Consider the following 13,766-nt stretch of genomic DNA (forward strand, 5'->3'; position numbering starts at 1 on the left):
GACCCGATAAGTGGGGATGAAGAAGAGGACGACAGTGATGAAGATGATTCCGATTCCGACAATGACGCTAGTTCAGATGAAGATCCAATAAGTGGGGATGATGAAGAAGACGATACGGATGAGGGTGACTCTGATTCCGACGATGACGCTACTTCTGACGAAGACCCAATAAGTGGTGATGATGAAGAAGACGATACTGATGAAGGTGATTCTGATTCCGACGATGACGCTAGTTCAGATGAAGACCCAATAAGCGGAGACGATGAAGAGGACGATATTGATGAAGGTGATTCTGATTCCGATGATGACGCTAGTTCAGATGAAGACCCAATAAACGGCGGTGATGAAGAGGAGGATACTAATGAAGGCGACTCTGATCCCGACGATGACGCAACTTCTGATGAAGATCCAATAAGTGGCGACAATGAAGAGGACGATAGTGATGAGGGTGACTCTGATTCCGACGATGACGCTACTTCTGACGAAGACCCAATAAGTGGTGATGATGAAGAGGACGATACCGATGAAGGTGATTCTGATTCTGACGATGATGTAACTTCCGATGAAGACCCAATAAGCGGAGGTGATGAAGAGGATGATACCGATGAAGGTGATTCCGATTCTGACGATGATGCAACTTCCGATGAAGACCCAATAAACGGAGATGATGAAGAGGACGATACCGATGAAGGCGATTCCGATTCCGACGATGACACTACTTCTGATGAAGACCCGATAAGTGGGGATGATGAAGAGGACGATAACGATGAAGATGATGCGGATTCAGATCCAGATGGAGAAAATCAATCTGAACAAGACAGTGTAATAGTTCAAGCTCCATCTCAAATCAGTGCAACAATGGTTGATGATTATTTAAGAATATCATGGACGGATAATTCTCAAAATGAAGAAGGTTTCCATATTTGCTATTTTGATTCATCTTCTAATAAAAAAGTACTGATAGGTACCACGAATGAAAATACAAATGTATTCAGAGATCGAAGACAGTTTGCTGAAGGAAAACATACTTATTACATCAGTGCTTTCACGGCAGTAAAATCAAGTGATGAAGTCAAGTTTGAATACACGCATGAGTCCACTTCTATTTTGAGCACGTTTGTAGAACAATTGGACGTTAAAATTTACCCTAACCCAAGTAACGGTATCTTTGCGGTGGATTTAGATAATAATTGGTCACATGGAGTAGAGGTAAACGTATTCAGTTCAAGTGGTAGAAAAGTATACCAAGGTTCATTCAATAGTAATCATATACAATTGAACATCTCCCACCTTTATTCTGGACAGTATATTGTTCAGTTTTCAGACGGAGAAAAGAGCATAAGAAAATCGATAATAAAGCGATAGTAAGTAGTGATTTGAGGGTCAGGTGCTAGTCACTTGATCCTCTTTTTTTATGATCGAATATTAGATTTGATCAAGAATATGGTGGTAGTGCTCTTCCCAATTATGATTAACGACAGGAACTTTGACAACTGTAACTTTGAATGATTGAAGTAGCTCTTCCTTTTCTTTTGATATTGAGCTGTCAGTATAAAAATAGATGTTATTTTTAATGAGTTTTTTTCTGCCATTATACATTGTTCGAGCTCTCTTGTTCAGTACCCACCAAAGGTCTGTTTCACTGTAATCCATGGATAATCCCACGATATGAATATCAGTAGTAAAAAATAATTCTATCCATGAGTAGCCATCATATTTTTTTTCATTGACCTTTTTGAATAGCGATTGGACTCTAATTTTTTGTTTATGCTGAATGAACTCGTAAGTGCCTTTCAAATAACCATCCAATTTGCCAATAGTACCACAGTAGTGATCTAAACCCAACATGATTGAAGTGGGCTTGTTAATCTCACCATGAATATTCCAGATCTTGGTTACTTCTTTATTATTTTTTAAAATAGAAGTATTCCTTCTGATGTTGTAAGCTTCTTCAGTACTATTATTTTTGATTTCAAAAGTATCATCCAAGCACTTTATAAAAGCATAATCATAATTGGTAGTCATGTAGTTTTTACATCCTAATTCAAATAGTTTTTTGTAAAAAGGATTGGTAGGGATTTCTCTAAAATTGACGGCAATTTTATCCTTAATATTTTTTTCTGCTAAATGAGCACTTTTTAAGTCTACTTTGTCTTTTTCTAAAACAATTCTTTCAAAAATCAACGTGTTGGGTAAATTTCCATTTTCAAAAATTCGAGCTTCTTTCAGTTCTTCCAAAAGACTATTCCAGTTTAGAGCATTTTGAGAAAGAAGATTGATGCCGTTTCCGAATAAAATTGTTTTTTCCATGAAATTGAATTTGTTGTCGCTTCGTCTACTTTTAGTTGAAATAACTTCTAGACTCAAAGTTAAGTACTAGTGTAGATATAAATGGATTTTCTCTTTCCTTTTTTCGATCATTCTTTACGTTTAGTTAGAGATTGAATTTCGAAGAATGGATTTTAGGCTACCATCTCTATTTTTAGTAGTGTCTCTGTTCTAGGAAATTTGCTTAAATTATGAAGAAATTGACAAGCTGTTTGGTGATATGCAGTTACAGGCTTTTAATAACAACCTCTTCAATACTATTATGATGAACTTTAACAGAAACCATTTTTTTATTCCAAAGGAACTTCAACAAAAACTACTCAACACTACCGTTTTACTTTGTGGTGTAGGAATGGGTAGTGTCATTGCAGAAAACTTGGTGAGAACAGGTATAGGAAATATAATTATAGCAGATGGAGATACTATTGAAAATAGTAACCTAAACCGACAAAATTTCACGTTAGCTGAAGTAGGGGAGATGAAAGTTACTGCTTTAGAAGGGAGGTTGAAATCTATTAATCCCACTATTCATCTTGAGGTTATCTCTACTTTTTTGGATGAAAAAATGCTTGATGAATGGATACCGAATGCTGATTTTGTGATTAATTCTATTGATTTTGATTCTCCCGTCTTTTTGGCTTGCCATCAAATCGCCAAGAAGCATGAAAAAATTGAGTTGTTTCCAATTAACTTGGGATTTGGAGGTGGACTAATAGTTAACAATAAAAATACACCGGAATGGGGATCATTTTACAAAACAGAAAACGCTTTAGCTTTAAAAGGGTTGTTATTAAATCACATTTGCCAAAGTACTGAGCTAAGTAATTTTTCAATACAAAAGTTTGAAGAATACAAAACAGCTCCACCAGAACATGACCCTCAATTACATAATGCATCCATTGTTTGCTCTTCTTTGGTATTATCTTCTATCATTTCTCTTTTAAAAGGGGAAAAAGTAAAAGTTTTCCCAGAGACCATTGTCTTTGATCCTTTACTACTTATAGGCAATTAAGAGAAGAAATTATTCGAATTTACCATGGCACTTTTTATATTTTTTGCCACTCCCACATGGGCAGGGATCATTACGTCCAATTTCTTTTTCTTCCACCAAATTATTCAAATAGTTTCGTTCCTGTTCTGCCATATCTTGATTGAATATCTTTTCCAATGCATTATAAAGTTCAGGATGTTTCTTTTCTAAAAGTTGTGGTCTTTCGAAAAAATATTCTGATGTTACAGTGATAAACTCTTGTACTTTTGTAGCTCCATATTCATCAATACTCGATTCCTTATTAATGATCTTTTCGGTTTCCTCTTGCATCAGCTTCATCCAAGGAATCGTATAACTTTTTTGAAGTAAAACTTCAGGAATGCCATCTGTTTTACCGTCAGCCATATCGATCAGGTGAACAAATTCGTGAATACCCACATTCTTTTTATCATTATCATTTCGGAATCCTTCTCTTAAAGCACCTTTGGATAACAACATCTTATTTTTCAATTTACCTTCACCGACCATACCCAAAACATGACCATCAGTAAACTGTTGTCCAAATTCGGTGTCATTGAGATCGGACTCCAAAATAATGACTTCGTTGAGATTGGGGTACTCCCAATTGGGATAACCAAAAATTGGAATAATAGCACTACTCGCAACTAATAACCGATCAAGATCTTCAATTTCGGTAGCTATAGGAGTAATAGTGATGGTGTCGAGAAACCTTAAAATTCTTTGTTCAAATTCTTCTTTTTTTGAATCAGGGATTTCATTGTAGAAAGTAACACTCTCCCTTAAAATAGCCTTCCATTCATCACGGAAGGGTCTTTTTTTGAGGCGAAGTTTTTGGCTATTTTCTTTCTTTTTAGCATTCGAAATCAAAAGGTAAATAAGGACGCCGATGATACTGAAGCTTAGTAATGTTAGTATAATAGTTGTTGAACTCATAAGTGATAAAAATAAGCTCTATTATTTTAGCTTTGAAAAGTAGCTTTATTTTAGGTTAAAAACAAAAGGAGCTGAAAATGTCAAAATAGTACAAAAAAGTATCGTTCGTTGAAAAAAAGATACTGTTGGTTTAAAAAGTAATTGTTGATGAGTACTTTTTATCAATATCCCCTTTCTATTAGTATAAGCAAATGGATGCTTAAGATAATTCAAACAAAATTTCAACGTATTAAAAAATGAATTTAAAATTACCATTATCGATTATTTTAATGTTTCTTCTTTCTCAAGTATATGCTCAGGAAGAGCCACAAAGACAAAAATTGACAGCGGAAGAAAGGGCCGTAGAAATACTAGGAAAGCTAGAAGAGAAAATAGAATTGGATGATCAGCAAAGAAAAAGCGTTTATGATATTCATGTCGATTTTTTCAACGATGTCCATGAAGTCATGAAACAAAAAGATCGTGAAAAAATGGAAGGGCTGGTGGAAGCTCGAAATAAAAAAGTACAAGAAGTTTTAGAGAAGAAACAATACCGAAAATACCTTACTGTTATGCAGGAAAATAGACATCAAAGACAAGGAGGTCCTGGCGGAAGAGGCGGACAAGGTGGAATGAGAGGTGGAGGAAGAGGAGGCATGATGGGCGGTGGCCCAGGAATGTAATTTATAGTCAGAAATCAAACCCCATTTATCAAAGCAGTAATTACATTGTAAACTAAGTTTTCGTTGATTAATGTAGTTGCTTTTATGAAGGATAAATGGTAGCGTATTGTGGTTCGCGAGGACGTTGCAATGCAATTTTTCTACAGAACTGTATTTTTGAAGATTATTATAAAACCTTTGTCTTTTGACATGTAATCAGACCATCATTTAGTAGTATCTTCCTCGGCCTTGAAGGGAAAAGCGTTAAGAATTTCATGGAGTGAGCCGTTAAAAATGATTTTCTTATTCGAGCTTTAGCGAGTTTAAAATCATTTAGGCGAGTGAAATAGAAGTTAGCTTTTGATTTCTAAGCCTTGATTTTTTTGTTTCAAGACAAAAATGAAGAAGAAGGAAGTTTGAAAGTAGGCCCTATAAAATCTAGTAGAAATACAGACTGACAGTTAACGGTAATTTAGTTTACAATGTAGTAGTGATAAGTACTAAAGTAAAAGAAGTAGCGTGATTGTGTGACTTGCTTTATTCTAGTACTAAATAGAAGTATTTGAGCTTAAAAATTTAATCTGATTGAATAGTAAACCCACTTCTCCGATGAAAAGTGGGTTTCTTTTATTGAATTAAACAGTCATCGGCACTTCCATCAATAATAATTTGGTGCCTTTTTCCGCTTTAATGTTCAATTGATCCGTATTCCAAACACCAAAACCATCGCGTTTTTCAAGTTCTTGACCATCAACAGTAACATTGCCTTCTAGTACAAAAAGGTAAGCGCCGCTATCAGTGGAATTGAATGCATAAGATAGATCAGTGTCTTGATCAAAATCGCCTAAACTAAACCAAGCATCTTGATGAATCCATACTCCAGCATCCTCTTTATTGGGCGAAAGTACTTGATTCAGTTGATTTGGTTTTGAGATATCACCGATAGAGATTTGATCGTAACGTGGTGCTACAGACTTTTCATTAGGGAATACCCATATCTGTAAGAACTCTACATTTCTATCTTTATTTTTATTGTATTCACTATGATAGATTCCTGTTCCGGCACTCATCACTTGTATATCTCCTTGCTTAATTACAGCTTTATTTCCCATACTATCTTGATGTTCCAAATCACCAGAAAGCGGGATAGAGATTATTTCCATATTGTCATGAGGGTGAGTTCCAAAACCTTTACCTTCAGCAACAGTATCATCATTCAAAACTCTCAAAGCACCAAAATGTACTCTTTCAGGGTTATAATAATTTGCAAAACTAAAAGTATGGTGAGAGTTTAACCATCCGTGATTGGCGTGTCCTCTTGTATCGGATTTATGTAATACAGTATTCATAGTTTTATTTTCTTCGTTTGGTAAATGATTAAATCCAACTTGTTCCATCAATTTGTCATAATCAGAGTTTTTAAGTCTCACATTAGATGCTTTGACCATTGAAGGAATAACAGTGCTCGCAGCAGCAGCTTTTAAAGAAGTGGAAATAAACTTTTTTCTGTCCATGACTTTTTTTGATTTTGATGTATTACAAAGGACGGAAGAATAGCAAAGGCAGGGAATATGAGAAAAAGTGAAAAACTTATGAAAATCCGAGATTGAGTAAAATGATAAAAGTTTTGGGACTAGTGATATGGTATTTATTACATTGTAAACTAAATTTTCGTTAATTTATATAAGATTCTAGTACGAATAGTAAATAGTTATGTATGGTGGTTCGGCGGACGTTGCAATGCAACATCCCTACAACGCTGCATTTTAGTAGATGACTGCGAAACATTCCCAACAGTGGAACTCCAATCTTATTAGTTTGGTAGTATTTTCCCGGCATTGAAGGGAAAAGCGTTAAGAATTTCATGTATTGAGCCGTTAAAAATGATTTTCTTGTTTGAGCAGAGCGAGTTAAAAATCATTTAGGCGAAAGGAATGAAAGTTAGCTTTTGACTTCACAGCCTAGATTTTTTGCTTCGTTTTTCATCAATGGAAAAATGAAGAAGAAAGAAGGTTGAAAGTAGCTCATTAAAGCTTATTGAAATGTCATTTGAAAGTTGACGATACTTTCGTTTACAATTTATTAGGTACTATGATAAAAATAATGAGATGTTTCTTGCACCATAGTTAAAACTATGAGTAGGAGGTAAATCAACCTCATGGTGCACGGCAAAATGTATTTTTTCCAGATACCTAACCCATCTTTCTAAACTGCGAAGGAGAAACACCCACACACTTCTTAAAGAAAGCACTAAAATTTGCTGGTTCTGAAAAACCTAATTCATGTCCTATTTCTTTATTACTAAGCGAACTGAAATAGATCATTCTTTTAGCCGCAATGATAATTCTACTTTGAATATGTTCTTTGGCAGACTTTCCACTGTTTTGCTTTACTACTTTATTAAGGTGATCAGGGCTGATATGTAAAAGCTCAGCGTAGAAGTTGGTATGATGATCTGTTTTATAATGCTGATTGATTAATTGCTTGAATTTTCTGAAAATAGTATTTACCGTATTAATATCCTCTTGAGGAAGAGAACAAACATTATTACATAGAATTAGGACGAGTTTGAGCAGTGCTCCTATTGCTTCTTGTTTATAGGACATTTCAGAATGAAAAATAGTGTACATTTCACTTAAGTATTTCTGAATTGTTATAAAATCACTCTCGTTAGGTTCTAATGGAGGAGTTTCACTAAAATCATTGAAAAGGTTGAGGTCTTCTATAAATGTAAGGGGAATATTATTGAGTAGTAAAAAGTCGTATGAAAAGACGATAGCAAAACCAAAAGACTTCTCCTCTTCAATAATTTGATGAACTTGTCCGGGGGAGATAAAATAGATTTGCTGTCCTGATAAGGGGTAGGACCTAAAGTCAACTTTATGTTCTCCTTTTGCTTTTTCTGTAAAAACTAATGTGAAATAGTCATGGCGGTGTGGATCGTCTTTTTTCCCTTTTCGCTTATCATATATTTCTTCCATTTTTGAAATGCCAAAACTCAGCTTTTTATCCCTTTTATTGACGTTTTTATATGTTTTTACAGATTCCATTAGCGCTAAACTTTTACCTTTAACTGAAGTTATGATATTAATGTTTATAAAAAAACATTCGAGATCTATTGGTAGAGAGATTGACCTTTTTGTATATTGGAATTTACTTTTTACAATAAAATTACGTAGATTTACTTAAACTTAAACGGAAAAACTACTCACAAATGAATTCTAGCATCGACTGTAAAAGCTGTCATAATGAACAGTGCCTAATTAAAAAAAATTGTCTTACAGAAGAGGCGATTCCTTATTTAGAGCAGAAATTAATGGTGAGAGCCAAAAAAAACCAACCTTTTATTTTAGAAGGAGCTCCCGTGCATGGCTTATATTTTATCTATAAAGGTAAAGTGAAAGTAGCCAAAACAGGTATTAATGGAAAAGAACAAATTGTGAGGTTATGTCAGGATGGAGAAATCATTGGGCATAGAGGTTTTGGAGTGGGGCAATTTTATCATATCAGTGCTGTAGCGATTGAGGATATAATGCTATGTAATTTCTCGAATGAAGTTATTAATAGTATGTTGCAAAAAGTACCTCAGTTATCTTACAATATGATGCTTTTTTATGCTGAAGAACTAAACAGAAGTGAGAATAAAGTGCGTAAGATTGCCCAAATGACCGTACGTGAAAAAGTGATTGATGCAATTTTATATATGAATAGAAAGTTTGGTCAAACGAATTCACTTTTAAATATTCAATTGTCAAGAAAAGAAATTGCAGATTTTGCGGGTACAACTGATGAACAAGTGATTAGGGTGATTTCATCTCTTAAGAAAGAAGGCATTTTAATCGCTCAAGGCAAACGCTTAGGAATTGTAAAACTTGATAAATTAAAGAATGAAATCAAAGAACATAACTTCTTTCTAGATAGCTGAACTTTAGTATATTAGTTTGATTTTGGTTTTTATTTGACCTCAATTGTTGCTTTTTTATCTTAAAATGTGTTTACTTTAAAGTGTGTACAATCATTTTTTAGCATAACAAGTAAACATGTCAGTTATAACATATATACGCGTATCTACAGTTGCACAATCGAAATTTAAACAGCAGGCAAAGATCAAAGGTAAACCATATATTGATAAATGTCCTGTCACTTTACCGTTTATAGAGCGCCCTAGGGCACAAGAATTGTTGACAACGCTTACAGCAGAAGATACATTATATATCGAAGATATTGATAGATTAGGTGATAATCCTAAAGACATCTTGGATGGTTTAAAGGCCTTACTTGAAACCAATGCCAATGTAATCATTAATAAGTTTGATTTAGAGGACGGAAATTCGGCTGCAGCTTTGAAAGCGGTGATCTCAGCATTTGAAACGATGATTAATATGAAAGAGTATCAAATGCAGGAAAAAACAGTAGAAGGTATTGCTCGTGCTAAAGCAGAAGGAAAGTACAAAGGAGGTAAGAAGGGAAGAAAAATGAACATTGAACGCTGGATGGAAAGAAACAAAGAGGTAATTCAAGGTTTGAAAGACGGTTTAACGACCTATCAAATCTCAGATCTTACAGGAGTAGGAAAAACCCAAGTTTCAAGAGTAAGAAAGCGTTTACGTGAAATTGAAGCAGAGCAAATTGAAGAGAAAGAACAGGCTCAAGAAGGTGCAGTGAATGATAACACACTTTTAGAAGAAGCTTAAAAATATAATATGTTTTTACGTAATTATAGGACTACTTTATGGTGAAGTAGTCTTTTTTTATGGAAAAAATACGTAATGTTTTTGAAAAGTAAGTATAAATACGTAGTATTGCTGTGTAATTATTATATAGCAACGTGAAAATACTTAGTGGTATGAAGCCTAACATGACATCAAACGAAAAAGCAACAAGTATCAACTTGTTTGACTTTAGTAGCATACAAATGAGAACATTTCATTTGAGTTGGATCGCATTCTTTTTGTGTTTCTTCGGATGGTTCTCTCACGCACCTTTGATCAAGTCTACTATTGGACCGGATCTAAACTTAACAAAAGAACAAGCAACGCTTGCTTTTATTGCTTCAGTAGGTGTGACAATCTTTGCAAGATTGGGAATTGGTAACCTTTGTGATAAAATTGGACCAAGAAAAAGTTATGTATACCTTTTGGTATTTGGTGCATTTGCAGTAGCAGGGTCTTCTTTCGCTAATACTTGGGAAACTTACTTATTTTCTCGTTTAGCTATCGGTGTAATTGGTGCATCATTCGTAATTACTCAGTACCATACTTCAGTAATGTTCGCTCCAAACGTGATCGGTATTGCCAATGCAACAACTGCAGGTTGGGGTAATTTAGGTGGTGGTGTTACAAACGCTACAATGCCATTGATCGCATCAGGTGTAGCAGCATTTGGTTTAGCAGAAGCAGCAGAGTCATGGAGAATTGCAATGTGGGTACCAGCAGCAATCATGTTATTAGTAGCTTACTTATACTGGAAATATACAACGGACTGCCCTAAAGGAAACTATGATGATCTTCCTGAGGAAAGACCACAAGTAAAGAAAGGAGAAAAGAGCTTATTCTTAGCTGCTGCGTCAGACAAAAGAGTTTGGATCTTATTCTTAATGTATGCTGGATGTTTCGGAATGGAATTATTCGTAACAGGTAAAGCATCAACATATTACCAAGAGAAATTTAGTTTGAGCCAAGAAGCTGCAGGTTTTGTAGTATTATTCTTTGGAGCAATGAACTTATTTGCCCGTTCAACTGGTGGATGGATCGCTGATAGATTCGCGAAAAACTCAGGATTGAATGGTAGAGTAAAAATATTAGTATACGTAGTAATCGCAGAGGGTGTAGCATTATTACTATTCTCTCAGATGAACGTATTAGAATTCGCAATCTTAAGTATGGTATTCTTCTCACTATTTGTACAAATGGCAGAGGGAGCAACTTACTCAGTAGTACCATTTATCAATAGAAAAGCATTAGGAGCTGTTTCTGGTATTGTGGGTGCTGGTGGTAACGTAGGTGCAGTACTTTATGCTCAGTACTTATTAAGAACAGGAGCTTCATTACAAGATGCTTTCTTCACTTTCGGTTTCGTAGTATCTGCAGTAGGTTTCTTAGGACTGTTAATCAAGTTCTCAGCAGCAGACGAAGCAGCAGCCGTAGAAGAACAAAAGAAATTAGAAGCTTTTAATGCTTCATTAAAAGATCAAGCAGCGGGTGTACCTGCTGTATAACAAACGACTTCATACTAAAAAATATACCTATAAAATAGAAATATGTGATTTATAGTGTTCCGATATAAAAACTCTTATTTGCAGCAGTCTTCTTCTCTTGGAGGAAGACTGCTTTCTATTTATAAATACTTGATTTTTATGTTTTTATGAAGATTGATGAAAGGAGTGAGATATTTCGTGAAGAAGAAGGAAGTTTGAAAGTAGATCCGATAATTGTTTATAGTAAGGCGGATTGAATGTTTACGATAGTGATGAATTATGCTACAACGGGGAGTATGTAGTTGGAATTTCTTTTATCTGTTGAAAATGGATAAGATTTACCTATCGTTTTTACTTCTAAAAAAGTTTAGACAAAAAAAGAAGGGATCAGATAAAATCTAAACCCTTTCCCCATTACTTAAAGCAAACTATTGTTCTTTTTGTAAATCGAACGAAATATTAATTATTCCCTTCTATTACGAATTTCTTTTTTGTTACAACCTTTTCTTCGTTGCTTACACCCTTATAAACGTGAACTAGGGGGTAAAAAGTTTCATTAAAAACGTTAATGAATGAAAATAATTGTAATGAATTTTAAATTAGTACACGGTGTTATGTGAATCACTCACCATTACAATGCAAATTAAACGGTTTTTCTTGAATAATTATGTTAACAAGCAGAATTAGTTTCAAAGAAAAACAGAGTTGTTGCGTTTTTTAACAACAACTCTGCAAATATAATACCTTAAAGTCCTAATCCAATATATTCTTTCTCTCCATTTGGATACATACCTTCTAATAAGATACCTCCACTTTTACCTCTTAAAGCTGTACCAAGGTCATCAATAGAGAGTACTGCTTCTCTATCAACATACATAATGATGAATCCTTCTTGTATTCCTGCTTTCGCTAATTTACTATTAGGATCTAGTTTAGTAATTTCTAAACCGCCATTAATACCTAGTGCAGCTGCTTTTTTATCAGATAAAGGTTGAACTTCAGCATTTAGGGCTTCAATAGCTTCCGCTGAGTTTTTAGGAGCAGAGACAATATCAGTTGTATTTTCTTTATTTTTCAACTTTACATCAAATGATTTGTCTTTACCATTTCTGTTTACTGTTACTTTTACAACGTCACCAGGTCTTTTTCTAGCAATATATTCTTGTAACTCAGAAACCGTACTCATTTCTTCACCATTAATATCTGTAATGATATCACCTGTTTCAATTCCAGCTTCACTTGCAGCACCTTGAGGATTTACACCCATAACAGCAATACCTGAAATTTTTTCTAATCCAGCTTCATCAGCAATTTTTTGATCAATATCTTGAATTTGCACTCCAATCAATGCTCTTTGAACAGCGCCATACTCTTTCAAATCTTCCATTACTTTCTTCACAAGTTCAGAAGGAATCGCAAAAGAATAGCCCGTAAATGAACCTGTTCTTGATGCAATCGCCGAGTTAATTCCGATTAAGCTACCGTTTAAGTCCACTAATGCTCCACCAGAGTTACCAGGGTTTACAGCTGCATCAGTCTGAATAAAAGATTCAACAGCTAAATTAGTTTTCGATCTTAAGATATTAATGTTTCTTGCTTTTGCACTGACAATACCCGCAGTCACCGTAGATGTTAACTCGTAAGGGTTACCTACTGCTAATACCCATTCACCTACTTTTACATTGTCTGAGTCTCCAAACTTTAAGAAAGGTAAATTTTCATCTGTTTCTACTTTTAATAAGGCTAAGTCAGTAGTAGGGTCAGTACCTACCAATGTAGCAGTGAAAGTATGCTTATCTTCTAAAACAACTTCTATTTTTGATGATCCTTCTACTACGTGGTTATTGGTGGCAATATAACCATCCTCACTAATGATAACTCCAGAACCTGAACCTAACTGACCACCTTCCGCACGGGGATCGTTAAAAAAGTCATGGAAAAAGCGAGGTGTATTTCTTCTCATTGCAGTAGCATCTGCATAGGTTTTAATGTGAACTACAGTTGGTGTTGTTTTCTCAGCCGCACTTACAAAATTCAACCCATCAGGTACGCTATATTCAGGCCTTGCTGCTGTAGTTTCATATTTTGTAAACGTAACTGGTTGTTCGCTTTGTATTTTTTGACCATTAAGATCTTCTTGAATAAATGTTGTGTAAGTTCCTATTGAAATGATGCCACCTAACATCGAAGCAGCTACCATTGATATGAATTGTTTTTTCATAATTAGATAGTAAAAATTAAGTTTTGTAAGAGAACTATTGATGGAATAGCCTTTTTCCACTATTCCTATAATTCTTATTTGCACTAGTATTTCACTAATTAAATCAAACCCTGTGCGAAAAATAAGTTTATTCTACTTTTTTATAAAATAATAAGAGATGCATTTATTCTTTAATTTTTTTTAAAACAGTGAACTATCATAAAATCATGATGATAACAGTCAACTTTTCTTAAGAAAAGATTAAGCACCTTTGTAATGTCATAAGAGAAAAGGATACAAAATACTTCTAGTAAGTATCCTTTATAAAGTGATTCTAATGCTCTAATATAGAGTGTTTTAATATAAGAACTGAGAGTTTCTATCCTAAGGGATAGATCAATTTTCATAGTGTTTAAAGTTTGGGTGTAAATTGAAACGGGGCTCGTCCATGACGGG

General features: G+C 34.5%; 11 protein-coding genes. 6 read left to right on the plus strand and 5 right to left on the minus strand.

Translation table 11 applies throughout. From position 1 onward, the window contains the following. The coding region (locus tag IC221_RS19065) for a T9SS type A sorting domain-containing protein (protein WP_188170492.1) at window positions 1–1,365 on the plus strand (1,365 nt) is incomplete at its 5' end. A gap of 60 nt (window positions 1,366–1,425) precedes the next feature. Here IC221_RS19065 and IC221_RS19070 read toward each other — a convergent pair. After that, entirely contained in the window at window positions 1,426–2,310 is an 885-nt protein-coding gene (locus IC221_RS19070) for an SIR2 family protein (RefSeq protein ID WP_188170493.1), read from the minus strand. Between the two features lie 280 nt (window positions 2,311–2,590). Here IC221_RS19070 and IC221_RS19075 point away from each other — a divergent pair, with 280 nt between their 5' ends. Beyond that, complete coding sequence (locus IC221_RS19075) at window positions 2,591–3,340, plus strand: ThiF family adenylyltransferase (RefSeq protein ID WP_188170494.1); 750 nt, start codon at window positions 2,591–2,593, stop codon at window positions 3,338–3,340. 9 nt (window positions 3,341–3,349) lie between these two features. On the opposite strand, the gene IC221_RS19080 is transcribed toward IC221_RS19075, so the two are convergent. Then, complete coding sequence (locus tag IC221_RS19080) at window positions 3,350–4,273, minus strand: M90 family metallopeptidase (RefSeq protein WP_188170495.1); 924 nt, start codon at window positions 4,271–4,273, stop codon at window positions 3,350–3,352. Between the two features lie 236 nt (window positions 4,274–4,509). Between IC221_RS19080 and IC221_RS19085 the strand changes: the two genes are divergently transcribed. Next, a complete protein-coding gene (locus IC221_RS19085) occupies window positions 4,510–4,935 on the plus strand; it encodes a hypothetical protein (RefSeq protein WP_188170496.1) in 426 nt (141 codons plus the stop codon). Between the two features lie 614 nt (window positions 4,936–5,549). Here IC221_RS19085 and IC221_RS19090 read toward each other — a convergent pair. Continuing rightward, window positions 5,550–6,428, minus strand: coding sequence for a pirin family protein (locus tag IC221_RS19090; RefSeq protein WP_188170497.1), 879 nt, complete (start codon window positions 6,426–6,428; stop codon window positions 5,550–5,552). Between the two features lie 678 nt (window positions 6,429–7,106). Further along, window positions 7,107–7,964, minus strand: a complete 858-nt coding sequence (locus IC221_RS19095; protein ID WP_188170498.1) for a helix-turn-helix domain-containing protein — start codon at window positions 7,962–7,964, stop codon at window positions 7,107–7,109. A gap of 164 nt (window positions 7,965–8,128) precedes the next feature. On the opposite strand from IC221_RS19095, the gene IC221_RS19100 reads away from it, so the two are divergent. The 3 genes from IC221_RS19100 (at window position 8,129) to IC221_RS19110 (ending at window position 11,131) form a co-directional block, all read left to right on the plus strand. Then, window positions 8,129–8,839 carry a Crp/Fnr family transcriptional regulator gene (locus IC221_RS19100; protein ID WP_188170499.1) on the plus strand — a complete coding sequence of 237 codons (711 nt, stop codon included), beginning with the start codon at window positions 8,129–8,131 and terminating at the stop codon, window positions 8,837–8,839. Between the two features lie 115 nt (window positions 8,840–8,954). After that, window positions 8,955–9,608, plus strand: coding sequence for a recombinase family protein (locus IC221_RS19105; protein WP_188170500.1), 654 nt, complete (start codon window positions 8,955–8,957; stop codon window positions 9,606–9,608). 134 nt (window positions 9,609–9,742) lie between these two features. Continuing rightward, on the plus strand, window positions 9,743–11,131 hold the full coding sequence (locus IC221_RS19110; protein ID WP_367397779.1) for an MFS transporter: 1,389 nt from the start codon (window positions 9,743–9,745) through the stop codon (window positions 11,129–11,131). A 724-nt stretch (window positions 11,132–11,855) separates the two neighbouring features. Here IC221_RS19110 and IC221_RS19115 read toward each other — a convergent pair. After that, window positions 11,856–13,331: a Do family serine endopeptidase gene (locus tag IC221_RS19115; RefSeq protein WP_223241432.1), complete on the minus strand. Its 1,476-nt coding sequence runs from the start codon at window positions 13,329–13,331 to the stop codon at window positions 11,856–11,858. Window positions 13,332–13,766 lie beyond the last annotated feature (435 nt).

The organism is Flammeovirga sp. EKP202, from assembly GCF_014534745.1.
GTDB lineage: Bacteria > Bacteroidota > Bacteroidia > Cytophagales > Flammeovirgaceae > Flammeovirga.